Source organism: Streptococcus peroris ATCC 700780, from assembly GCF_000187585.1.
GTDB lineage: Bacteria > Bacillota > Bacilli > Lactobacillales > Streptococcaceae > Streptococcus > Streptococcus peroris.
The window spans coordinates 639,087-663,498 of record NZ_GL732463.1; the positions used below are offsets into that span (position 1 = coordinate 639,087).

Genomic DNA, 24,412 nt, shown 5'->3' on the forward strand with positions numbered 1-24,412 from the left:
TAAAGGAAAAAACATGACAAAAAACTTATTAGTAGAATTAGGACTTGAAGAGTTACCAGCCTACGTTGTCACACCAAGTGAAAAACAACTGGGTGAAAAAATGGCAGCCTTTTTGGACGAAAACCGCCTTTCATACGAAGGAATTCAAACTTTCTCAACTCCACGACGTTTGGCTATTCGTGTACTTGGTTTGGCAGAGCAGCAAACAGATTTGACTGAAGATTTTAAAGGACCTTCTAAGAAAATCGCCTTGGATGCAGATGGGAACTTCTCTAAAGCTGCCCAAGGATTTGTCCGAGGAAAAGGCTTGACAGTTGATGATATTGAATTCCGTGAAATTAAAGGTGAAGAATATGTCTACGTGACAAAACATGAAGCTGGGAAACCTGCTAAGGAAGTATTGACAGGAATTCCAGAAGTGTTGGCAAGCCTAAGCTTCCCGGTTAGCATGCACTGGGCAAACAATACCTTTGAATACATTCGTCCAGTCCACACTTTAATAGTCCTTTTGGATGATGAAGCTCTTGACCTAGATTTCTTAGATATTCATTCAGGCAGAGTCAGCCGTGGACATCGTTTCCTTGGACATGAAGTTGAGATTCGTCATGCTGATAGTTATGAAGAAGACCTGCGTAAAGTCTATGTAATTGCTGACAGTATTGAACGCGAAAACATGATTCGTGAACAAATCAAGGCTATTGAAGTAGAACAAGGTGTTCAAGTTCAGGTTGATGAGGGACTTTTAAATGAAGTTCTGAATCTGGTTGAATATCCAACCGCCTTTATTGGCAATTTTGATCCTAAGTACCTAGAAGTTCCAGAAGAAGTTTTGGTTACTTCAATGGAAACTCATCAACGCTATTTTGTAGTCCGTGATCTTGAAGGAAATCTAAAACCAAACTTTATTTCTGTCCGTAATGGAAACGCTGAACACTTGGAAAATGTTATCCGAGGGAATGAGAAAGTCTTGGTGGCACGTCTCGAAGATGGAGAATTCTTCTGGCGTGAAGACCAAAAATTAAAAATTGAAGATTTGGTAGCCAAATTATCACACGTAACCTTCCATGAAAAGATTGGTTCATTACGTGAACACATGATTCGTTCTGGGCAAATTGCTATTCTATTAGCAGAAAAAGCTGGTTTATCAGTTGATGAAACTGTCGACCTTGCTCGTGCTGCAGCTATTTATAAGTTTGACCTCTTGACTGGTATGGTTGGTGAGTTTGATGAGCTTCAAGGGGTCATGGGCGAGAAGTATGCTCTTCTTGCTGGTGAGAATGCGAGAGTGGCGCAAGCTATTCGTGAACACTATCTTCCAGATTCAGCCGACGGTGCTCTTCCTGAGTCAAAAGTCGGCGCTATTCTTGCACTAGCTGATAAATTAGATACTCTCTTATCTTTCTTCTCTGTTGGCTTGATTCCATCTGGTTCAAACGACCCATATGCCCTTCGTCGTGCGACTCAGGGGATTGTTCGTATCTTAGAAGACTTTGGATGGAAGATTCCAATGGACGAATTGATTGCGAGCCTTTATGCTTTATCATTTGATAGTTTGACCTATGATAATCAAGAAGAAGTGCTTAACTTCATCAAAGCTCGAGTTGATAAGATGATGGGTTCTACTGCAAAAGATATTAAAGAAGCTGTTCTAGCAAGTTCAAACTTTGTCGTTTCAGATATGATTGAAGCAGCAGAAGCCTTAACTGAAGCTGCAAAAACTGAAGATTACAAATCATCAGTTGAATCTCTATCTCGTGCCTTTAACCTAGCAGAAAAGGCAGAAGGATCGGTCAAAGTTGATGCCAGTCTCTTTGAAAATGAACAAGAAAAAGAACTAGCTCAAGAGGTAGAAAGTCTAGAATTAAAAGGTTCAGCTAGTGATAAAGTAGCGCAATTATTTGCTCTTAGTCCAGTTATTGATGCATTCTTTGACAATACAATGGTTATGGCAGAGGATGTTGATGTTAAGAATAATCGTCTAGCTATTCTGGTTGAACTAGTTAATAAAGCCAAAACAGTTGCTACTTTTAATCTTCTTAATACAAAATAGAAATTAAAGAGTTAATTGGAGATATAAATATGACACCAGAAAAAATCGCTCGTATTAATGAGCTTGCTAAAAAGAAAAAAGAAGTTGGCTTAACACCGGAAGAATTGGTTGAACAAGCTAAACTTCGTGAAGAATATATAGAAGGATATCGTCGTTCAGTTCGTCACCACATTGAAGGCATCAAAATCGTAGATGAAGATGGAAATGATGTGACTCCTGAAAAACTTCGTCAAGTGCAACGTGAAAAAGGCTTGCATGGTCGAAGTCTTGATGATCCAAATTCATAAGCTAAATAAAACCTCGGTTAGCACATACTAACCGAGGTTTTTGTATTGAAAAAGGAACCAAATGGTTCCTTTATAGTATTAGTTACTTGCACCAGAAGTAGCATCAGCAGCTCCGTGGCCACCATCACCATGCCCACCGGCATCAGATGCGCCTGAAGTAGCATCTGCGTTACCGTGACCGCCAGCAGGAGCAAATGGTCCGCTACCGCCTACTAAACGTTGACCAGTTTCTTTCAGGTACCAGTCAAGCCATGGTTGGAAGTTAAAGACAATTTCATTGATACCAGCATATGATCCATCAGGATAGTACATAGCTTGGTAGTTGTGAGTGTTGATAACACCAGCAGGTGAACCTGGGACGATTGTACGTACATATTCTTGGTTACCGTTGCGAAGTGTTCCAATAACCCACTCAACGTTCTTCATACGTGCTGGCGGAAGTGATCCGTGAACTGTAGACATACGGTTACCAGATTGAGGTGGTACACGTTTCGCAAACATGGTTTCTGGATCTTGGTGAGCGTTGTTGTAGTATAGGAATTGGTTGTTATCATCAGCGTATGTCAATTCAAAAGGCATAGCTTTCAAGAACATATCAATTTGGTTAACAGTCAAGATACCATGGTCAAGTTTAACATATGTATCACCTGAAACAGCACCTGTGATTTCTGCAACTTTTTCTACCCAATTTGGATCATCTGGGTCAACTTCTGTAATCGTTGTAGCGATTGGTTTGCCACAATCCAAGTCTTCGGGTTCAATTGGTTTTGGTTTTTTCAATTTAGAAACGACTCCTACGTATTTGACAAAGTTATCTAAGCAAGTTTCAAGGAATTTAACGGTTCCTTCGTTAATAATGTTTCCATTTGCGTCAAAAGCTTCTTTAGCTTTTCCAAGAAGAAATTCATTCCCTGGAAGAGTATAGGCATTTACACCTGGAGCGTCAAGAATCTTACGAAGGTGAACTTGAGCACGTGAAGTACCTTGGTCATAATATGAAGCACCCACAATCATGACTGGTTTGTTTTCAAATGGATGAACTTCAAATGAAAGCCATTCAAGAACAGATTTAAGTGAAGCAGAAATGGTGTGGTTGTGTTCAGGAGTTGCGATAATGACACCATCTGCACGAGTGATTTTATTGTAAAGAAGGCGTAACTGGAAGCTATCGTCCCATTTTTCGTCTTGGTTAAACATTGGGACTTCATCTATTTCTAAAACTTCTAGTTCAAATTTAAATTTGAACTGACGTCGGATGAATTCCAAGAGTTTGCGGTTATATGATTGATCGTAGTTTGATCCAACAAGTCCAACAAATTTCATTCTTTCGATCTCCTATCTTACAATTTTTCCCAGTCAAAGTCTTCAGCATCTTTGCGAAGAAGTTCTTGTGCGTTACGCAACTTTTCTGTAACTTTAACAAAGATACGGAAGTCATCGAAGATGGCATCCAATTTCTTGATGACATCAAGATCTACCAAGTCACCATTTTGATCAAATGCTTGAAGAGAATGAGAAAGCAAGAATTCATCTGGGAGGACATTTGCTTTGATTTCAGGAGCATTTAGAATCTGACGAAGTTGCAATTGAGCACGAGATGAACCAAGTGTACCATATGAAGCTCCTGTAATCATGATAGGTTTGTTCAAAAGCGGGAATACACCATATGAAATCCAAGCGAGAGCGCTCATAAGAACAGCAGGAATTGAGTGGTCGTACTCAGGAGTACCGATAATCACACCATCTGCAGCTTCAATTTTAGCAACAATTTCACTAGCTTCTGCAGGAATCAATTTGTCAGCAGGTTTATTGAAGACTGGTAGGTCTTTAATTTCTACCAATTCAATTTCAGCTTTATCTGCAAAGTGTTTTTGCATATATTGAAGCAGTTGTCGGTTTGTGGAACGTTTTGAGTTAGTTCCTACAATAGCAATAAGTTTGAGCATGAGCTTTCCTTTCTCTATTTGCATTATTTTTTATTTATCGTTGGATACCAGATGAACAAACGACATGTCCATCTTTGTCAATGAGGATGGCTTCGATACCGTCGATATTTTCGATTTGCCACATGATAGAAGCACTCCGTTCGCCAAATAATCTTGTGGTCCATATCTCACCGTCGACTGATCGGTCAGATACGATGGTTAAACTGGCTAAATCCGTTTCAACTGGATAACCTGTTTCACTATCGAAAATGTGATGATAATCCTTGCCATCGATTTCAAGATGACGTTCATAAATTCCAGAAGTAACGACAGATTTTCCTGTAATCGATAAGGTCATCAGGTGATTACCACGTGGATGATTTGGATCTTGAATACCAATTTGCCATGGTCGATCATCTTTTGCCTGATTATTACCAATGGTGAGGATGTTTCCTCCAAGATTGATAAGAGCAGAAGTAACACCTTTATCTTTTAGGAAAGTGGCAACCTTATCAGCGCTGTAACCTTTTGCTAAACACCCCAAGTCAATTTTCATTCCTTTTTTTTCTAGGAAAACCGTAGAATCTATTGGATCAAGTTTAATAAAATGAGGGTCTATCAATGGTAAAACTGAAGCAATTTCTTCAGGACTAGCAACCCTTGCATCGGAAAAACCAATACGCCATGTTTGTACCAAAGGGCCGATACTGATATTGAGATGACTTCCAGGTGCTAAACTGTGTTCTAAACCTAAGGAAATCAGTTTAAACAAATCAGGATGAACCTTAACTGGAGCAATTCCAGCCAGATCGTTAATTTCCATTAATTCCGATTCGGTGCTATTGGCATTAAAACGAAATTCAAGCTCCTTCAGCAAATCAAAAGCTTGACGGAGAAGATTATCCGCTTGTTCATGTACCAAGGAAATAGTAATCGTAGTTCCCATTAATCGCTCAGATAATGAACTGAGAGGCAAAGGATCAACTCCCTTCAAATCGATAGGAATGAGCTTAAACCTTGAATTGATAGCAATCTGTAGATTTATATTTCATTTCCATATAAATAGAATATCATAAAGTCAGCGTTTTCACAAATTATTTTTTAAAAAAAGTCAAGAAATATGCTTATAGGGTTTATGCAACATTTTAAAAGATTGAGAATCGTTGAAGATGAATTAATATAAAATAAGAAAATTTACGAAAAAACATCAAACCAGTTAAAAATCTTGTAAACGTTCCCAGATAATGATATACTAGAAAGGTAAATAAAAAATTAAAGGTAGGAAGTATCTTATGAGTAAAATTGTAGTCGTGGGTGCTAACCACGCTGGAACTGCATGTATCAACACAATGTTGGATAACTTTGGAAACGAAAACGAAATCGTTGTATTTGACCAAAACTCAAACATTTCATTCCTTGGTTGCGGAATGGCGCTTTGGATTGGTGAACAAATTGACGGTCCTGAAGGTTTGTTCTACTCTGACAAAGAAAAATTGGAAGCTAAAGGTGCTAAAGTTTACATGAACTCACCAGTTCTTTCAATCGACTACGACAACAAAGTTGTGACTGCAGAAGTAGAAGGTAAAGAACACAAAGAATCTTATGATAAATTGATTTTCGCTACTGGTTCTACTCCAATTTTGCCACCGATTGAAGGTGTTGAAATTGTCAAAGGTAACCGCGAATTCAAAGCAACTCTAGAAAATGTACAATTCGTTAAATTGTACCAAAATGCCGAAGAAGTTATTAACAAACTTGAAGACAAGAGCAAACACCTTGATCGTATCGCTGTTGTCGGTGGTGGATACATCGGAGTTGAACTTGCTGAAGCTTTCGAACGTCTTGGAAAAGAAGTTGTCCTTGTTGATATTGTGGATACTGTCTTGAATGGATATTACGATAAAGACTTCACTCAAATGATGGCTAAAAACTTGGAAGACCACAACATCCGCTTGGCACTTGGTCAAACAGTTAAAGCTATCCAAGGTGATGGTAAAGTGGAACGCTTGGTAACTGATAAGGAAACATTTGATGTGGATATGGTTATTCTTGCTGTTGGTTTCCGTCCAAATACAGCTCTTGCTGATGGTAAGATTGAACTCTTCCGAAATGGTGCCTTCCTTGTAGACAAGAAACAAGAAACATCAATCCCAGGAGTATACGCTGTTGGTGACTGTGCGACTGTTTATGACAATGCTCGTAAAGACACTAGCTACATCGCTCTTGCATCAAATGCTGTACGTACTGGTATCGTAGGTGCATACAACGCTTGTGGACACGAACTTGAAGGAATCGGTGTTCAAGGATCAAACGGTATCTCTATCTATGGTCTACACATGGTTTCAACTGGTTTGACTCTTGAAAAAGCAAAAGCAGCTGGTTACAATGCAACTGAAACTGGCTTCAACGACCTTCAAAAACCAGAATTTATCAAACATGATAACTATGAAGTTGCTATTAAAATTGTTTTTGATAAAGACAGTCGTGAAATCCTTGGTGCACAAATGGTATCTCGTGATTCTTCAATTGCCATGGCTATTCACATGTTCTCACTTGCTATCCAAGAACATGTAACAATCGACAAGTTGGCATTAACTGACCTATTCTTCTTGCCACACTTCAACAAACCATATAACTACATCACAATGGCAGCTCTTACAGCTGAAAAATAATTTGACAATTAGTCAAAACAAAAAGTAACTTCGAAGATGAAGTTACTTTTTTTATATTTTTAAAGGTTTAAGAAGTCTCATCTCTTACTGGGAATGTAAAACCTTCTCCAAGTATTTCATGGGCTTCTGTAATAGTGATAAAGGCCATTGGATCGATTTTGTGAATCATATCCTTCATTTTGACCATTTCGTTTCGGGCTACAATACAGTAGACAATCTTTAGGTCATTTTTACTGTAGTATCCTTGACCAGAAATAAAAGTAACACCTCGCCCAAGTTCTTCATTGATTTTATCAGCTAATTCTAAGGGCTTTTGGGTTATAATCATAAATCCTTTACCCGCATAACCACCTTCACCAATTAAGTCAATGACTCTTGATATGATAAAGTCAAATAAGAGAGTGTAGGTTACGAGTCTTAAGTCTTGGAAAATGATTAGAATCAACATCAAAATGAAGAAGTCGAGTCCAAAAAGCAATTTTCCAATAGAGATATGGGTGTATTTGTTAAGGATACGAGCGACAATATCCGTTCCACCTGTTGTTCCACCAGCATTGAAAATGATACCGAGACCAATTCCCAAAAGGACGCCAGCGACTAAAGCTACGACAACCAAATCGCCTTGTAGGTTGAACTGGAGAGGAATCTTTTCAAAGATGGCTAGCCAAATAGATAATGAAATAGTTCCAAGGAGACTAGAATAGAGTGATTTTAGCCCGAATATTTTCCAAGCGAGTAGGAAGAGTGGGATATTAATCAAGATATTCATCACTGAAATAGGGATATTGAAGAGATAGTAGGTAATCAAAGTTATCCCGGTTGCTCCACCCTCAAACAAGTGATGTGGAACAACAAAATACGTGAGTCCAAAGGCGAAGATAGCAGCTCCGAATATAATAGTTAAAGTGGATTGAATATGCCGTAGCATTGAGTTCCCCCTTTAATTTTTTTAAAAGTAAAGTAGTAATTGTTTGAAAGCAGTAGTTATATTACAGTTTCATAGATTGGATTTTCTTAGAATCAGGTGTGACACGAAGAGTTTTTTGACCTGTATAAGTCACAAATCCAGGTTTTCCGCCCGTTGGTTTGTTGAGCTTTTTAATCTGAATCATATCTACTTGAACGAGGTTTGAGAGGCGACCTTTTGAAAAGTAGGCAGCAAGCTCTGCAGCATCTGTTTTGACTTCATCTGAAGGGTTAAGATTTCCCGTGATGACGACATGGCTTCCAGGGATATCTTTAGCGTGAAACCAAAGTTCGTCTTTGCGTGCAATTTTAAAGGTTAGTTCTTCGTTTTGAAGATTGTTTCGCCCAACAAGGATGATGGTTTTTCCATCGCTTGCTAAATATTTCTCAGGTTTTTTGCGTTTCTGAATTTTCTCGCGTTGACGTCTTCTGATGAATCCAGTTTGAATCAATTCTTCACGAATTTCAGCAATTTCATCTAGCCCAGCCTGGTTGAGGACTGTTTCGACACTTTCCAGATAGAGAATAGTAGATTTTGTTTCTTCGATTAATTCAGTTAGATATTTAACAGCCTCTTTTAACTTCTGATAACGTTTGAAGTATTTTTGAGCATTTTGATTTGGTGTTAAAGCCTTATCAAGTGCGATTGTAATTGGCTGATTGGTGTAGTAGTTATCTAATACGACTTGGTCTTGGTCATTTGGAACTTGATGAAGAAAAGTCGTTAGTAACTCGCCTTTTTGTCGGAATTCCTCAGCGTTTTCAGTAGCAAGCAGTTCTTTTTCTTGCTTCTTAAGCTTTTGACGATTCTTTTGTAGTTCGTTTTCAACACGACGAATGAGTTCACTAGCCTGTTGTTTGACGCGGTCGCGTTCTGCCTTATCTTTGTAAAAAATATCAAGAAGTTGAGATAGGCTTGAAAAATGTTCTTCAGTTTTATTTGAAAAGGGTACACAAGCAAATGACTTTTCAGTTAAAGAAGGTTTTGTTTCTTGGCTAAAAAAACAACGGAAATTAGCTAGTTTCTCACTAACTAATAATTTTTCCAACTCACTCGCCGTATCACGACCTAGACCTTGAAAAAGATTTTGAAGATTTTTTGCTGTCAGTTCCTGTGTTTGTAGGATTTCAAAGAGTTTTTCATCCTTGATTGTAAAAGGATTCAGAGCTTCTGTACTTGGTGGAGCAATGTAAGTAGCACCAGGTAGGAGAGTACGGTAGCTATTTTGCGAAAAGCCAATGTGTTTAATTACTTCGAGAATCTTGTGACTGCTTTTATCTACAAGAAGAATATTACTATGTTTCCCCATAATCTCTATAATCAGAGTAGCCCGAATATCGTCTCCAATCTCATTCTTGTTAGAAACAGTGATTTCAACGATTCGGTCGTTTTCAATCTGTTCAATAGACTCAATAACAGCGCCCTGTAGATATTTTCTTAAAACCATGATAAAGGTAGAAGGTTGCGCAGGGTTTTCAAAGGACGTTTCTGTCAACTGGATGCGGCCAAAGACAGGATGGGCAGAAAGGAGTAGACGATGACTTTGGCGATTGCTACGGATTTGTAAGACCAATTCTTGGTCAAAGGGTTGGTTGATTTTTTGGATGCGGCCATTAAGCAGATTGGCTTGCAATTCCTTAACCATGTGGTGTAAAAAAAATCCATCAAATGACATGGTTCTCTCCTTGTAAATGTATTCCATAGTATTATATCAAAAAGGTAGAATAAAATCATAGAAATATGGTATAATAAAGCCAAGTAAAGAGAATCGAGAAACACATGTATATTGAAATGGTTGATGAAACAGGAACGGTTTCACAGGAGATATTGCAACAAACTCAGGATTTGTTGGAGTTTGCTGCTAAAAAAATAGGAAAAGAAGACAAGGAGATGGCTGTCACTTTTGTGACCAATGAACGCAGCCACGAACTGAATCTTGAGTATCGCGATACAGATCGTCCAACCGATGTTATCAGCCTGGAATATAAGCCAGAACTTGATATTACTTTTGAGGATGAAGAGTTAGCTGAAAATCCTGAATTGGCTGAGATGATGTCAGAATTCGATGCTTACATAGGTGAGTTGTTCATCTCCATCGATAAAGCACATGAGCAAGCTGAGGAGTACGGTCATAGTTTTGAACGTGAGATGGGATTTCTATCGGTTCATGGTTTTTTACACATTAACGGTTATGATCACTACACTCCGGAAGAAGAAGCGGAGATGTTCAGTTTACAAGAAGAAATTTTAACGGCTTATGGACTCACAAGACAATAAACGAAAATGGAAAAATCGTGATCTTATAGCGAGTTTAGAATTCGCTATGACTGGTATTTTCACTGCTATCTTAGAAGAGCGGAATATGAGAAAGCATGTAGTTACAGCTATTGCTGTCATTCTTGCAGGCCTTCTATTTCAAGTATCAAGAATAGAATGGCTCTTCTTACTTTTAAGCATCTTTTTAGTGATAGCATTTGAATTGTTAAATTCTGCTATTGAGAATGTGGTAGATTTAGCCTGTAATTATCACTTCTCCATGCTAGCAAAGAAAGCCAAGGATATGGCGGCAGGCGCAGTTCTCCTTGTGTCCGTTTTTGCTGCGGTGACAGGAGCACTGATTTTTATCCCTCGAATTTGGGAATTGTTATTTAAGCATTAAAGAGGAAATTATGACTTTTAAATCTGGCTTCGTAGCCATTTTAGGACGCCCCAATGTTGGGAAGTCAACATTTTTAAATCACGTTATGGGGCAAAAAATTGCGATCATGAGTGACAAGGCGCAGACAACGCGCAATAAAATCATGGGAATCTACACGACCGATAAGGAACAAATCGTCTTTATCGATACACCGGGGATTCACAAACCTAAAACTGCCTTGGGTGATTTCATGGTGGAATCCGCTTATAGCACGCTTCGTGAAGTGGATACGGTTCTTTTCATGGTGCCGGCTGATGAAGCGCGTGGTAAGGGCGACGACATGATTATGGAACGCCTTAAAGCTGCTAAGGTTCCAGTGATTTTGGTGGTGAATAAGATTGACAAGGTTCATCCAGATCAACTCTTGGCTCAGATTGATGATTTCAGAAATCAGATGGATTTCAAGGAGATTGTTCCTATTTCAGCCCTTCAAGGAAACAACGTATCCCATCTTGTGGATATCCTGAGTGATAATTTAGAGGAAGGGTTCCAGTATTTTCCGGCAGATCAAATAACTGACCATCCAGAGCGCTTCTTAGTTTCAGAAATGATTCGCGAGAAGGTACTCCTCTTGACGCGTGAAGAAGTGCCACACTCCGTTGCGGTAGTGGTTGACTCCATGAAGCGAGATGAAGAGACAGATAAAGTTCATATTCGAGCAACCATCATGGTTGAGCGTGATAGTCAAAAAGGGATTGTCATTGGTAAGCAAGGTGCCATGCTCAAGAAAATTGGAACCATGGCCCGTCGTGATATCGAACTCATGCTGGGAGACAAGGTATTTCTAGAAACCTGGGTCAAGGTAAAGAAAAACTGGCGTGATAAAAAGCTAGATTTAGCTGACTTTGGCTATAATGAAAAAGAATATTAAGAAGAGGTAGGCATTGGCCTGCTTCTTGTTTTTAGAGAAGGAGGGGCTATGCCTGAATTACCTGAAGTTGAAACAGTCCGTCGTGGCCTAGAAAAACTGATTCTAGGGAAGAAGATTTCAAACATTGATATTCGTTATCCCAAGATGATTAAGATCGACTTGTATGAATTTAAAAGAGAATTGCCTGGTCAAGTGATTCAATCAATGGGACGCCGTGGCAAGTACCTAATTTTCTATTTATCTGATAAAGTTTTGATTTCTCATCTTCGAATGGAAGGTAAGTATTTTTATTATCCAGACCAAGTACCTGAACGTAAGCACGCGCATCTGTTTATCCAATTTACGGATGGTGGTACTCTTGTATATGAGGATGTGCGTAAATTTGGTACCATGGAATTGCTGGCTCCAGAGCTCTTAGAAACTTACTTCCTGTCTAAAAAGCTTGGACCAGAACCGACTGAACAGGATTTTGATTTGCCAACCTTTCAAAAAGCTTTACAGAAATCTAAAAAACCTATCAAATCTCATCTTTTAGATCAAACTTTAGTTGCAGGGTTAGGAAATATCTATGTAGATGAAGTACTTTGGAGAGCCAAGATTCATCCCTCTAGACTTTCTAACAGTTTAACTGCACAAGAGGCCAGAAAAGTCCATGATGAAACGATTAAGGTTTTAGGGCAGGCTGTAGAAAAGGGTGGTTCAACGATTCGCACCTATACCAATGCTTTTGGTGAAGATGGGACTATGCAAGAGTTCCATCAGGTCTATGACAAAGCTGGTCAAGAATGTTCACGTTGTGGAGCTATGATTGAGAAAATTCAACTCGGTGGTCGTGGAACTCACTTTTGTCCAACATGTCAAAGGAGGAAGTGATGGGGAAAATAATTGGCATTACTGGTGGCATAGCATCTGGAAAGTCAACTGTCACTAATTTTTTAAGACGGGAAGGCTACAAAGTAGTTGATGCAGATACTCTAGTACATAAATTACAAAATCCGGGAGAGCGTCTTTACCGTATCCTAGTAGAACACTTTGGACAGGAAATTATTTTAGAAAATGGTAGTTTAAACCGACCTCTTTTAGCCAAACGATTGTTCTCAAATCCTTCTGAACTAGAGTGGTCCAAGGAAACACAAGGGGAAGTGATTCGTGAAGAATTAGCTACTTTACGAGATCAGTTAGCTCAGACAGAAGGTGTCTTTTTTATGGATATTCCTTTACTCTTTGAACAGGGATATGATTCTTGGTTTGATGAGATTTGGTTGGTTTATGTGGATAAAAAGACACAGATAGAACGTTTAATGAACCGAGATCATATGAATGTCGAAGAAGCTCAAGCTCGATTAGAATCTCAGTGGTCTTTGTCGAAGAAGAAAAAATTGGCTAGTCACATTATTGATAACTCTGGAACTCAAAAAGAGTTAGTAGAGCAGGTTGCCAGTTTATTAGAAGGAGGGGTGTCTTATTCAACCGATTTCTTGGAAGGATAATCTTCGTATTGCCTGGTTTGGAAATTTTTTAACGGGAGTTAGTTTTTCTTTAGTCATTCCTTTTATGCCTTTATTTGTCGAGCAATTAGGTGTTCCTACAGACAAGGTAGCTTTTTATGCCGGTTTAGGGATTTCAATATCCGCCATATCTGCGGCATTTTTATCACCTATTTGGGGCATTCTAGCAGATAAGTTTGGCCGAAAACCAATGATGATTCGTGCAGGATTTGCAATGACTCTGACTATGGGAGGCTTAGCATTTGTTCCCAATGTTTACTGGCTTTTATTTTTACGATTTTTAAATGGCGTCTTTGCTGGTTTTGTGCCAAATGCAACGGCCTTAATTGCTAGTCAGGTACCTAAAGATAAGTCAGGCTATGCACTGGGAACCTTGTCTACAGGAGTTATTGCCGGTAATTTGATTGGCCCTTTTATCGGTGGTTTAATAGCTGAGATTTTTGGAATTCGAAATGTTTTCTTATTAGTTGGTGCTTTGCTCTTTTTAGCTGCTCTACTCACCATTTTATTTATCAAAGAAGATTTTCAACCAGTAGCAAAAGAAAAAGCTATCCCAACAAAAGAGTTGATTCATTCTCTTAAGTATCCTTATCTTTTTATCAATTTATTTGCGACTAGCTTTGTGATCCAGTTCGCAGCCCAATCGATTGCTCCAATCCTTGCCCTCTACGTTCGAGATCTCGGACAAAAGGAAAATCTCTTATTTGTATCGGGGCTTATCGTGTCTAGCATGGGATTATCCAGTATGATGAGTGCTGGTGTTATGGGACGTTTAGGAGATAAGGTGGGGAATCATCGCTTGCTCATCGGAGCTCAAGTTTATTCAGTCGTTATTTATCTCTTGTGCGCCAATGCATCAACGCCATTCCAGTTAGGTTTCTATCGCTTCCTATTTGGTTTGGGAACAGGTGCCCTAGTTCCGGGAATTAACGCCTTGATTAATAAAATGACACCTAAAGCTGCCATATCAAGGGTATTTGCCTTTAATCAAGTATTTTTTTATCTAGGTGGAGTGATTGGACCTATGGCAGGTTCAGCGGTAGCAAGTCCATTTGGCTATCACTCAGTTTTCTATGCAACAGCAGCTTGTGTAGCCCTTAGTTGTACATTTAACCTTATCCAATTTAGATCATTATTAAAAGTGAAGGAAATCTAGTGCGCGTAAAAATTCATTTAAAGTGCTCCTCTTGTGGTAGCATCAATTATCTAACCAGTAAAAACTCTAAAACACATCCAGATAAGATTGAGGTCTTAAAGTACTGTCCCAAGGAAAGAAAAGTGACTCTACATCTTGAATCTAAGTAAATTTTATGGTAAAATAGTAAAGATTTTAAGGAGTTTGATATGTATAACCTATTATTAACCATTTTATTGATATTATCTGTTGTGATTGTGATTGCGATTTTTATGCAACCAACTAAGAATCAATCCAGCAATGTATTTGATGCTAGTTCTGGTGACTTGTTTGAACGTAGCAAGGCGCGTGGTTTTGAGGCTGTAATGCAGCGTTTGACAGGAATCTTAGTCTTTTTCTGGCTAGCCATTGCCTTAGCATTGACGGTATTATCAAGTAGATAAGAAAATAATGGGCGAGACTGGGTCTTTGCCTATTTTTATTTTTATACTCTTCAAAAATCTCTTCAAACCACGTCAGCGTCGGCTTGTCGTACTCAGGTACTGCCTACGCCTAGCTTTCTAGTTTGCTCTTTGATTTTTATTGAGTATTAAATGATGTTTGAGAAGGTTTTACACCAAAAAAATTTAACAATCTAGAAAGAAAACATGAAAGATAGAATAAAAGAATATTTAGAAGAGAAGGGACAAGTTACTGTTAATGATTTGGCCCATGGTCTCGGAAAGGAGAGTTCTAAGGACTTTCGAGAGCTCGTGAAGACTTTGTCTATGATGGAAAGAAAGCACCAGATTCGCTTTGAAGAAGATGGTAGTCTCAGTCTAAGCAAAAAGAAAAAGCATGAAATTACCCTTAAAGGAACTTTTCATGCTCATAAAAACGGTTTTGGTTTTGTCAGTTTAGAAGGTGAAGAAGACGACCTTTTTGTAGGAAAAAATGATGTTAACTATGCCATTGATGGCGATACTGTTGAAATTGTAATCAAGAAGGTTGCGGATCGTCAAAAAGGAACTGCAGCTGAAGCAAAGATTATCGATATTTTAGAACACAGTTTGACGACGGTTGTCGGGCAAATCGTTCTTGATGAGGAAAAACCCAAGTATGCGGGCTATATCCGTTCAAAAAATCAAAAGATTAGTCAACCAATCTACGTTAAGAAGCCAGCTATTCAATTAGACGGTACAGAAGTTCTCAAAGTCTTTATCGATAAGTACCCAAGTAAGAAACACGATTTCTTTGTTGCCAGTGTCTTAGATGTGGTTGGACATTCTACAGATGCAGGGATTGATGTCCTTGAGGTCTTGGAATCTATGGATATTGTATCAGAGTTTCCAGAGGCTGTTCTCAAAGAAGCAGAGAGTGTTCCGGATGCACCATCAGAGAAGGATATGGAAGGTCGTCTGGACTTAAGAGATGAAATTACCTTTACCATAGATGGAGCAGATGCAAAAGATTTGGATGACGCTGTTCATATCAAACCCTTGAAAAATGGAAATATTGAACTAGGAGTTCACATTGCCGATGTCTCCTACTATGTGACAGAGGGTTCTGCTCTTGATAAGGAAGCTCTTAATCGTGCGACCTCTATTTATGTAACAGACCGTGTAGTTCCAATGTTGCCAGAGCGCCTCTCAAACGGTATCTGTTCTCTTAACCCTCAAGTGGACCGCTTGACCCAGTCTGCTATTATGGAAATTGATAAAAATGGTCGTGTTCGTAATTATACGATTACACAGACTGTTATCAAGACAAGTTTTCGTATGACCTATAGCGATGTCAATGACATCCTAGCAGGTGATGAGGAGAAGAGACGAGAGTATAAGAAAATCGTTCCTAGTATCGAGTTAATGGCTAAGCTACATGAAACTTTGGAAAGTATGCGAATTAAGCGTGGAGCCCTCAATTTTGATACCAATGAAGCTAAGATTTTAGTCGATAAAAAAGGCAAGCCAGTTGATATTGTTCTTCGTCATCGTGGCGTTGCTGAACGTATGATTGAGTCCTTTATGTTGATTGCTAACGAAACAGTTGCCGAGCACTTTAGCAAGCTGGACCTACCTTTTATCTATCGTATCCATGAGGAGCCTAAAGCTGAGAAAGTTCAGAAATTTATTGATTACGCTTCAAGTTTTGGATTACGAATCTATGGGACTGCCAGTGAGATAAGCCAGGAAGCTCTCCAAGATATCATGAGTGCTGTTGAGGGAGAACCCTATGCGGATGTATTGTCCATGATGCTACTGCGTTCGATGCAGCAGGCTCGTTATTCTGAGCATAATCATGGTCATTACGGACTTGCCGCAGACTACTACACTCACTTTACCAGCCCAATTCGTCGTTATCCTGACCTTCTTGTTCACCGTATGATTCGAGACTATGGACGTTCTAAGGAAGTAGCAGAGCATTTTGAACAGGTTATTCCAGAGATTGCCACCCAGTCTTCCAACCGTGAACGTCGTGCAATCGAGGCAGAGCGTGAAGTCGAAGCTATGAAAAAAGCTGAATACATGGAAGAGTTTGTGGGTGAAGAATATGATGCAGTTGTATCTAGTATTGTCAAATTTGGTCTTTTTGTTGAATTACCAAATACAGTCGAAGGATTGATTCACATTACTAATTTACCTGAATTCTATCATTTTAACGAACGCGATTTAACCCTCCGTGGGGAGAAATCGGGAATTACTTTCCGAGTGGGGCAGCAGATCCGTATTCGTGTCGAAAGAGCGGATAAAATGACTGGCGAGATTGATTTCTCCTTTATTCCAAGTGAATTTGATGTCATCGAGAAAGGTTTGAAACAGTCTGTCCGTAAGGATAGAGGGCGTCGTTCGGATAAGAAAGAAGACAAGAGAAAATCTGGTCGCTTAGGTGATAAGCGCAAGCATTCTCCAAAAGACAAGAAGAAAAAGAGCAAGAAACCTTTTTACAAAGAAGTAGCGAAGAAAGGAGCCAAGCATGGCAAAGGGCGAGGGAAAGGTCGTCGCGCAAAATAAAAAAGCGCACCACGACTATACAATCGTAGATACGCTAGAAGCAGGAATGGTCCTGACAGGAACTGAGATTAAGAGTGTTCGAGCAGCCCGCATCAATCTGAAAGATGGGTTTGCCCAAGTAAAAAATGGTGAAGTCTGGTTGAGCAATGTTCATATCGCTCCTTATGAAGAAGGGAATATCTGGAATCAAGAGCCAGAACGTCGTCGAAAACTCCTCCTTCATAAAAAGCAAATCCAGAAGTTAGAGCAAGAAACAAAAGGAACAGGGATGACGCTGGTTCCTCTTAAAGTCTACATCAAAGATGGCTATGCTAAGCTTCTTTTAGGACTTGCAAAAGGGAAACATGATTACGATAAACGTGAGTCTATCAAACGACGTGAGCAAGATCGTGATATTGCTCGTGTCATGAAAGCTGTTAACCACCGATAGAAAGAGTGAAGAATATGGAAAAACTAGTTGCCTACAAACGCATGCCTGTCTGGAATAAAGACACCATGCCAGAGGCTGTTCAAAGAAAACACAATACTAAGGTCGGAACCTGGGGCAAGATTACCGTATTAAAAGGAGCTCTTAAGTTTATTGAATTAACTGAAGAGGGAGAGGTACTAGCCGAACATCTCTTTGAAGCAGGTGCTGATAATCCTATGGCTCAGCCTCAAGCATGGCACAGAGTAGAAGCAGCCACAGATGATGTGGAATGGTACTTGGAATTTTATTGTAAAGCAGAGGATTATTTCCCTAAGAAATACAATAGCAATCCAGTTCATTCGGAAGTTTTAGAAGCTATGGATACAGTAAAACCATGTAAGGCACTAGACCTAGGATGTGGTCAGGGTAGAAATGCACTCTTTTTAGCTCAACATGGATTTGATGTCACAGCTGTAGATCAAAATGAGCTATCTCTTGAAATCTTGCAAAGCATTGTGGAGCAAGAAGACTTAGAAATGCCTGTAGGTCTCTACGATATCAATTCAGCTAGCATTGAACAAACTTATGATTTTATCGTATCAACGGTTGTTCTGATGTTTTTACAAGCAGATCGCATTCCAGCTATTATTCAAAACATGCAGGAACAAACCTCAATTGGAGGTTACAATTTGATCGTGTGTGCTATGGATACAGAAGATTATCCATGTTCTGTTCATTTCCCATTTACCTTCAAAGAGGGTGAGTTGGCAAATTACTACAAGGACTGGGAATTAGTGAAGTACAATGAAAATCCTGGCCATCTCCACCGCCGTGATGAAAATGGCAATCGTATCCAACTACGCTTTGCAACCATGTTAGCTAAAAAAGTAAAATAAATATGAACAAAGGTTAGGAATTTTCCTAACCTTTTCTTTTTTGCGAATAATAGAGTAAAGGAGAAAATCATGTTTGTTGCGAGAGATACTAGGGGACAGTTAGTGAATGTGCTAGAAGATAAGGTTGAAAAGCAAGATTATACCTGCCCAGCTTGTGGGGGAACGCTTCGTTTACGTCAAGGACCAAGTGTACGGCCTCATTTTGCCCATAAATCTTTAAAAGATTGTGATTTTTCATTTGAAAATGAAGGCCCAGAACATTTAACGAATAAGGAATCCCTCTATCATTGGTTAAAGAAAGATTCAGAAGCCCAATTAGAATACCCGATTCCAGAGATTAAACAGATTGCGGATGTATTCGTAAACGGGAAAATAGCTTTAGAGATTCAATGCAGTTCCTTGCCCCAAAAAGTATTGAGAGATAGGAGTAGTGGTTATCGAAGTCAAGGATACCAAGTTATTTGGCTTTTGGGAGAAAGACTATGGATTAAGAAGCGTTTGACAAGACTTCAAAAAGATTTTCTCTATTTTAGCCAAAATATGGGCTTTTACGTCTGGGAATTAGACCAGAAAAGGAATTGTTTACGACTGAAATACTTAATTCACCAGGACTTACGGGGCCATGTTCATTGCTTAATCAAAGAGTTCTCATTTGGGGATGGAAATTTGTTAGAAATCTTGCGTTACCCTTATCAACGTCAGCACTTGAGCAGTTTTTCTGTTAAAATAGACAAAAATATTTGTCAATACATCCGACAACAGCTTTATTATCAAAATCCATTTTGGATGACAAGACAAGAAGAAGCCTATAGAAAAGGAGAAAATTTACTAAATTATGGTGTAGCACATTGGTTCCCCCAAGTAAGGCCGATAGAACATGGTTTATTTTGTCAGATAACTGTAGATTTACAGGACTATTACTATAATTTTCAGGCTTATTATCAACTAAATCCCAAAATTGACACACAAAAGCTTTATCCACCTGCCTTTTATCAGCAATATTTCTTAAAAAATATGGTAAAATAGAAAGGATGGAGGAAACTTATGGTATTACAACGAAATGAAATAAATGAAAAAGATACATGGGATCTATCGACAATCTATGTGACAGATCAAGCATGGGAAGAAGCTTTGAAACAACTGACTGAGAAAGTACAAACAGCTTCTCAGTATGAAGGGCATCTTTTGGATAGTGCAAAGAGTTTGCTTGAAATTACTGAATTTTCTCTTGATATGGAACGTCAAGTCGAAAAACTCTATGTTTATGCACATATGAAAAATGACCAAGATACTCGTGAAGCTAAGTATCAAGAATATTATGCAAAAGCAATGACTTTGTATAGTCAACTTGACCAGGTCTTCTCTTTTTATGAGCCAGAATTTATGGCAATCACAGAAGACCAGTATCAAAACTTCTTAGCAGAAGAACCAAAACTCCAGCCTTATAAACACTTCTTTGATAAACTCTTGCAAAATAAAAATCACGTACTTTCACAACGTGAAGAAGAGTTATTAGCAGGAGCTGGCGAAATCTTTGGAGCTGCTAGTGAAACTTTCGCTATCTTAGATAATGCAGATATCGTCTTTCCATATGTCAAAGATGAAGATGGTAATGAAGTTCAATTATCACACGGTGTTTATATGCGTTTGGTAGAATCTAAGAATCGTGAAGTTCGTAGAGGTGCCTATGAAGCCCTTTACGCTACTTACAAACAATACCAACATACTTACGCTAAAACACTGCAGACCAATGTCAAAGTGCAAAACTATCGTGCTAAGGTTCGTAACTATAAGAGTGCGCGTGAAGCAGCTCTTGCAGCAAACTTTGTGCCAGAAAGTGTTTATGACAATCTAGTATCTGCTGTTCATAAGCATTTGCCGTTATTACATCGTTATCTTGCTCTTCGCTCAAAAATCTTGGGTATTCCAGACCTCAAAATGTATGATGTCTATACACCATTGTCTTCAGTGGAATACAGCTTCACTTACGAAGAAGCACTAAAGAAAGCAGAGGAGGCTTTAGCTGTTCTTGGCGATGATTACTTGAGTCGTGTTAAACGCGCCTTTAGCGAACGCTGGATTGATGTGTATGAAAATCAAGGCAAGCGTTCAGGAGCTTATTCAGGTGGTTCTTATGATACCAACGCCTTCATGCTCCTTAACTGGCAAGATAATCTAGATAATCTCTTTACTCTTGTTCATGAAACTGGGCACAGCATGCACTCAAGCTATACACGCGAAACCCAACCTTATGTGTATGGGGATTACTCAATTTTCTTGGCGGAAATTGCTTCAACAACCAATGAAAATATTTTGACAGAGAAATTATTACAAGAAGTCCAAGATGATGCAACACGTTTTGCAATTCTCAATAACTTCCTAGATGGTTTCAGAGGGACAGTATTCCGTCAAACTCAATTTGCTGAATTTGAACATGCTATCCATCAAGCTGATCAAAATGGTGAAGTCTTGACAAGTGAGTTCTTGAGCAAGTTATATGCTGACTTGAACCAAGATTACTACGGACTAAGCAAGGAAGACAATCCTCAGATTCAATACGAGTGGGCTCGAATTCCTCATTTCTACTATAACTACTATGTATATCAGTATTCAACAGGATTTGCAGCAGCTTCAGCCTTAGCTGAAAAGATTGTCCACGGTAGTCAAGAAGATCGTAATCGTTATATTGATTACCTCAAGGCAGGGAAGTCAGACTATCCACTTAATATCATGCGAAAAGCTGGTGTTGATATGGAAAAAGAAGACTATCTCAACGATGCCTTTGCAGTCTTTGAACGCCGTTTGGATGAGTTTGAAGCCCTTGTTGAAAAATTAGGATTGGCATAAGATGGTTGAGTCATACAGTAAAAATGCCAACCATAACATGCGACGTCCTGTCGTAAAAGAAGAAATCGTCGAATTTTTACGCCAACGTCAAAAGCAGGTGACTGGTTCTTTAAAAGAACTAGAAAACTTTGCTCGCAAGGAGAATATTCCAATCATTCCTCATGAGACTGTCGCTTATTTTCGTTTCCTAATGGAAACAATACAACCAAAAAACATTTTAGAGATTGGTACGGCGATTGGGTTTTCTGCACTTTTGATGGCCCAGCATGCCCCAAATGCAAAAATTAAAACCATTGACCGAAATCCCGAAATGATTAGTTTTGCCAAAGAAAATTTTGCAAAATTTGATAGTCGCAAACAAATCACTCTCTTAGAAGGGGATGCGGTAGATATTTTGTCAACATTGACAGGGACCTATGATTTTGTTTTTATGGATTCTGCAAAGTCTAAATACATTGTATTTTTGCCAGAAATCCTTAAACACCTTGAAGTTGGAGGAGTGGTCGTATTGGATGATGTTTTTCAAGGTGGAGACATCGCTAAGGATATCATGGAAGTTCGACGTGGGCAACGAACTATTTATCGTGGTTTGCAAAGGCTCTTTGAGGCGACTCTTGATAATCCAGGATTAACAGCCAGTCTAATTCCTCTTGGAGATGGGATATTGATGTTGCGAAAGAATCAAGCAGAAGTAGAACTGCCTGATATTGACTAATTTTAGATATTTTTAAGACAATTTAGTAAAATAGATAAGGTAAACAATTATCTAGTGAATAAAAAGGAGTAAACATGAAGAAAAAATTATTGGCAGGTGCCATAACTTTGTTATCAGTAGCTACTTTGGCTGCTTGTTCAAATAGCTCTCAAGGAGCTGACTTAATCAGTATGAAAGGTGATGTCATCACTGAGCACCAATTCTTTGAAGAAGTTAAAAACAATGCGACTGCTCAACAAGTCTTGCTGAATATGACCATTCAAAAAGTTTTTGAAAAACAATATGGATCTGAAGTTAGTGATAAAGAAGTAGAAGATGCTGTAGCAGAAGAACAAAAGAAATATGGTGATAGTTACCAAATCGTTCTTTCTCGTGCAGGTATGACAGCTGAAAGTCGTAAAGCTCAAATTCGTACAAGTAAATTAGTTGAATATGCTGTTAAAAAAGCCGCAGAATCAGAATTGACTGATGAAAACTATAAAAAAGCTTACGACGAATACACACCTGAAGTAACAGCTCAAATTATCAAACTTGACAGTGAAGATAAAGCTAAAGAAGTACTTGCAAAGGCAAAAGAATCTGGAGCTGACTTTGCACAATTGGCTAAAGATAATTCAACTGACGAAAAGACAAAAGCAAATGGTGGTGAAATCACTTTTGACTCTGCATCAACAGAATTGCCAGACGTAGTTAAAAAAGCAGCCTTCGCTCTGGATGTTAATGGTGTTTCAGATGTCATTACTGCCCCAGGGACACAAGCATATTCTAGTAGCTTCTATATTGTAAAATTAACTAAGAAAACTGAAAAATCTTCTAATATTGAAGACTATAAAGAAAAATTGAAGACAGTTATCCTGACTCAAAAACAAAATGATGCTACCTTTGTTCAAGGTGTCATTAGTAAAGAATTGCAAGCAGCGAATATCAAGGTTAAAGATCAAGCCTTTCAAAATATCTTTACTCAATATATCCAAAGCGATTCAGCTAACGCAACTACAACCACATCTTCTAACTAATGATAGAAACTCTATCTTTCTAATAAGAAAGATAGAGTTTTTTTCGTGAACATTTAAAGTATCAATTTTAAATTGAAAAAATATTAGAGAAGCTCAATAATCAGAAATTTAGTTCATTAATGGGTAAGAGTTTTTTTCTAATTTAAAAAATGGTATAATAACAAGAAAACTAGAATTAATTTAAATTTATAATTCTGATAGATGGTGACGTATGAAAATTAGTAAAAGGCACCTGTTGAACTATTCCATTTTAGTGCCCTATCTTCTCTTGTCTGTCTTGGGCTTAATTGTGGTATATTCGACAACAAGTGCATCCTTAATCCAAGAAGGTCAGAGCGCATTTCAATTGGTCCGAAACCAAGGTATATTTTGGGTCGTAAGTTTATTACTTATTTCGATCATTTATAAGTTAAAATTAGGATTTTTGAGAAATGAACGCTTGTTATTTATTGTGATGTTCGTTGAGTTAGTATTGCTAGCTCTAGCTCGTTTAGTTGGTATTCCTATCAATGGAGCTTATGGTTGGATCAAAGTAGGCCCTATTACCATTCAACCTGCAGAGTACTTGAAGATTATTATTATCTGGTATTTAGCACAAAGATTTGCCAAGCAGCAAGATGAAATAGCTGTTTATGACTTTCAAGTTTTGACTCAAAACCAATGGCTTCCAAGAGCGTTTAATGATTGGCGCTTTGTTTTGTTAGTGATGATTGGTAGTTTGGCTATTTTCCCTGACCTCGGGAATGCTTCTATTCTCATTTTAGTAGCATTGTTAATGTATTCAATCAGTGGAATTGCTCATCGTTGGTTTGCAACTATACTCGGAATATTGACTAGCGTATCCTTTGTGTCATTGACAGCCATTAAAATGATTGGTGTTGATAAGGTTTCGAAGATTCCTGTCTTTGGATATGTAGCTAAACGCTTTAGTGCCTTCTTCAATCCATTTGATGACCTTGCTGGTGCAGGACACCAATTAGCGAATTCTTACTACGCTATGGTTAATGGCGGATGGTTTGGATTAGGCTTAGGAAACTCTATTGAAAAGAGAGGCTATCTGCCTGAGGCACACACGGATTTTGTCTTCTCAATTGTCATTGAAGAGTTTGGTTTTGTCGGTGCCAGTCTAATCTTGGCACTCTTATTCTTCTTAATACTTCGTATTATCTTGGTTGGTGTTCGAGCAAAAGATCCATTCAACTCGATGGTAGCAATCGGTATCGGTGGAATGATTTTGATTCAAGTATTTGTCAATATTGGTGGAATCTCAGGCTTAATTCCTTCTACAGGTGTAACTTTTCCTTTTCTTTCTCAGGGAGGAAATAGTCTCTTGGTTCTGTCTGTAGCCATCGCCTTTGTTTTAAATATTGATGCTAGTGAAAAACGTGCACAACTCTATAGTGAATATGAAGCGCAACTTTAAGAA

At 38.6% G+C, this 24,412-nt stretch carries 24 protein-coding genes; 19 read left to right on the plus strand and 5 right to left on the minus strand.

Features of this window, described 5'->3' with window-relative positions; genetic code table 11:
- Window positions 1–13 precede the first annotated feature (13 nt).
- Both glyS and HMPREF9180_RS05090 read left to right on the plus strand, forming a co-directional pair.
- Window positions 14–2,050 (plus strand): glycine--tRNA ligase subunit beta, encoded by a 2,037-nt coding sequence (gene glyS / locus HMPREF9180_RS05085; RefSeq protein ID WP_006145419.1) that lies wholly within the window; start codon window positions 14–16, stop codon window positions 2,048–2,050.
- A gap of 29 nt (window positions 2,051–2,079) precedes the next feature.
- Window positions 2,080–2,337 (plus strand): DUF896 family protein, encoded by a 258-nt coding sequence (locus tag HMPREF9180_RS05090; protein WP_006145420.1) that lies wholly within the window; start codon window positions 2,080–2,082, stop codon window positions 2,335–2,337.
- A gap of 78 nt (window positions 2,338–2,415) precedes the next feature.
- Here HMPREF9180_RS05090 and HMPREF9180_RS05095 read toward each other — a convergent pair whose 3' ends face one another.
- Genes HMPREF9180_RS05095 through HMPREF9180_RS05105 form a run of 3 tightly spaced genes read right to left on the minus strand, consistent with a single transcriptional unit; the run spans window position 2,416 to window position 5,238 of the window.
- Entirely contained in the window at window positions 2,416–3,660 is a 1,245-nt protein-coding gene (locus HMPREF9180_RS05095; RefSeq protein ID WP_006145421.1) for an NAD(P)H-dependent oxidoreductase, read from the minus strand.
- Window positions 3,661–3,677: 17 nt separating this feature from the next.
- Complete coding sequence (locus HMPREF9180_RS05100; protein WP_025168652.1) at window positions 3,678–4,283, minus strand: NADPH-dependent FMN reductase; 606 nt, start codon at window positions 4,281–4,283, stop codon at window positions 3,678–3,680.
- A 34-nt stretch (window positions 4,284–4,317) separates the two neighbouring features.
- Window positions 4,318–5,238 carry an FAD:protein FMN transferase gene (locus tag HMPREF9180_RS05105; RefSeq protein WP_025168653.1) on the minus strand — a complete coding sequence of 307 codons (921 nt, stop codon included), beginning with the start codon at window positions 5,236–5,238 and terminating at the stop codon, window positions 4,318–4,320.
- Window positions 5,239–5,554: 316 nt separating this feature from the next.
- Here HMPREF9180_RS05105 and nox point away from each other — a divergent pair, with 316 nt between their 5' ends.
- Complete coding sequence (gene nox, locus HMPREF9180_RS05110) at window positions 5,555–6,934, plus strand: H2O-forming NADH oxidase (protein ID WP_006145424.1); 1,380 nt, start codon at window positions 5,555–5,557, stop codon at window positions 6,932–6,934.
- 67 nt (window positions 6,935–7,001) lie between these two features.
- On the opposite strand, the gene HMPREF9180_RS05115 is transcribed toward nox, so the two are convergent.
- The gene (locus HMPREF9180_RS05115; protein ID WP_006145425.1) at window positions 7,002–7,862 is read right to left on the minus strand and encodes a YitT family protein; all 861 of its coding nucleotides are present in this window, start codon (window positions 7,860–7,862) and stop codon (window positions 7,002–7,004) included.
- A gap of 61 nt (window positions 7,863–7,923) precedes the next feature.
- Entirely contained in the window at window positions 7,924–9,576 is a 1,653-nt protein-coding gene (locus tag HMPREF9180_RS05120) for an Rqc2 family fibronectin-binding protein (RefSeq protein WP_025168654.1), read from the minus strand.
- 104 nt (window positions 9,577–9,680) lie between these two features.
- Between HMPREF9180_RS05120 and ybeY the strand changes: the two genes are divergently transcribed.
- The 16 genes from ybeY to ftsW all read left to right on the plus strand — a co-directional run bounded on the left by ybeY (window position 9,681) and on the right by ftsW (window position 24,409).
- On the plus strand, window positions 9,681–10,178 hold the full coding sequence (gene ybeY / locus HMPREF9180_RS05125) for an rRNA maturation RNase YbeY (protein WP_006145427.1): 498 nt from the start codon (window positions 9,681–9,683) through the stop codon (window positions 10,176–10,178).
- The gene (locus HMPREF9180_RS05130) at window positions 10,159–10,560 is read left to right on the plus strand and encodes a diacylglycerol kinase family protein (RefSeq protein ID WP_006145428.1); all 402 of its coding nucleotides are present in this window, start codon (window positions 10,159–10,161) and stop codon (window positions 10,558–10,560) included. The genes ybeY and HMPREF9180_RS05130 overlap by 20 nt, the downstream gene beginning before the upstream one ends.
- A 10-nt stretch (window positions 10,561–10,570) precedes the next feature.
- Complete coding sequence (gene era, locus HMPREF9180_RS05135) at window positions 10,571–11,470, plus strand: GTPase Era (protein ID WP_006145429.1); 900 nt, start codon at window positions 10,571–10,573, stop codon at window positions 11,468–11,470.
- A gap of 48 nt (window positions 11,471–11,518) precedes the next feature.
- On the plus strand, window positions 11,519–12,343 hold the full coding sequence (gene mutM / locus HMPREF9180_RS05140) for a DNA-formamidopyrimidine glycosylase (RefSeq protein WP_006145430.1): 825 nt from the start codon (window positions 11,519–11,521) through the stop codon (window positions 12,341–12,343).
- Entirely contained in the window at window positions 12,343–12,960 is a 618-nt protein-coding gene (coaE, locus tag HMPREF9180_RS05145) for a dephospho-CoA kinase (protein ID WP_025168655.1), read from the plus strand. The genes mutM and coaE overlap by 1 nt, the downstream gene beginning before the upstream one ends.
- Window positions 12,935–14,134: a multidrug efflux MFS transporter gene (locus HMPREF9180_RS05150; RefSeq protein WP_025168656.1), complete on the plus strand. Its 1,200-nt coding sequence runs from the start codon at window positions 12,935–12,937 to the stop codon at window positions 14,132–14,134. Before coaE ends, HMPREF9180_RS05150 begins: the two co-directional genes overlap by 26 nt.
- Window positions 14,134–14,283, plus strand: coding sequence for a 50S ribosomal protein L33 (gene rpmG / locus HMPREF9180_RS10135; RefSeq protein ID WP_083801015.1), 150 nt, complete (start codon window positions 14,134–14,136; stop codon window positions 14,281–14,283). The genes HMPREF9180_RS05150 and rpmG overlap by 1 nt, the downstream gene beginning before the upstream one ends.
- 39 nt (window positions 14,284–14,322) lie before the next feature.
- On the plus strand, window positions 14,323–14,556 hold the full coding sequence (secG, locus tag HMPREF9180_RS05155; protein ID WP_006145433.1) for a preprotein translocase subunit SecG: 234 nt from the start codon (window positions 14,323–14,325) through the stop codon (window positions 14,554–14,556).
- 204 nt (window positions 14,557–14,760) lie between these two features.
- Window positions 14,761–17,103 carry a ribonuclease R gene (gene rnr, locus HMPREF9180_RS05160; RefSeq protein ID WP_006145434.1) on the plus strand — a complete coding sequence of 781 codons (2,343 nt, stop codon included), beginning with the start codon at window positions 14,761–14,763 and terminating at the stop codon, window positions 17,101–17,103.
- Window positions 17,066–17,533: an SsrA-binding protein SmpB gene (gene smpB, locus HMPREF9180_RS05165; protein ID WP_001051741.1), complete on the plus strand. Its 468-nt coding sequence runs from the start codon at window positions 17,066–17,068 to the stop codon at window positions 17,531–17,533. The genes rnr and smpB overlap by 38 nt, the downstream gene beginning before the upstream one ends.
- Window positions 17,534–17,547: 14 nt before the next feature.
- Window positions 17,548–18,408: an SAM-dependent methyltransferase TehB gene (gene tehB, locus HMPREF9180_RS05170; RefSeq protein WP_006145435.1), complete on the plus strand. Its 861-nt coding sequence runs from the start codon at window positions 17,548–17,550 to the stop codon at window positions 18,406–18,408.
- A 69-nt stretch (window positions 18,409–18,477) separates the two neighbouring features.
- Window positions 18,478–19,434 carry a competence protein CoiA gene (locus tag HMPREF9180_RS05175; protein WP_006145436.1) on the plus strand — a complete coding sequence of 319 codons (957 nt, stop codon included), beginning with the start codon at window positions 18,478–18,480 and terminating at the stop codon, window positions 19,432–19,434.
- Between the two features lie 18 nt (window positions 19,435–19,452).
- On the plus strand, window positions 19,453–21,255 hold the full coding sequence (pepF, locus tag HMPREF9180_RS05180) for an oligoendopeptidase F (RefSeq protein ID WP_006145437.1): 1,803 nt from the start codon (window positions 19,453–19,455) through the stop codon (window positions 21,253–21,255).
- Window position 21,256: 1 nt separating this feature from the next.
- The gene (locus HMPREF9180_RS05185) at window positions 21,257–21,970 is read left to right on the plus strand and encodes an O-methyltransferase (protein WP_006145438.1); all 714 of its coding nucleotides are present in this window, start codon (window positions 21,257–21,259) and stop codon (window positions 21,968–21,970) included.
- 74 nt (window positions 21,971–22,044) lie between these two features.
- Window positions 22,045–22,986, plus strand: a complete 942-nt coding sequence (gene prsA / locus HMPREF9180_RS05190; RefSeq protein WP_006145439.1) for a peptidylprolyl isomerase PrsA — start codon at window positions 22,045–22,047, stop codon at window positions 22,984–22,986.
- 211 nt (window positions 22,987–23,197) lie between these two features.
- On the plus strand, window positions 23,198–24,409 hold the full coding sequence (gene ftsW, locus HMPREF9180_RS05195; protein WP_006145440.1) for a cell division peptidoglycan polymerase FtsW: 1,212 nt from the start codon (window positions 23,198–23,200) through the stop codon (window positions 24,407–24,409).
- The last annotated feature ends 3 nt before the right edge of the window (window positions 24,410–24,412 follow it).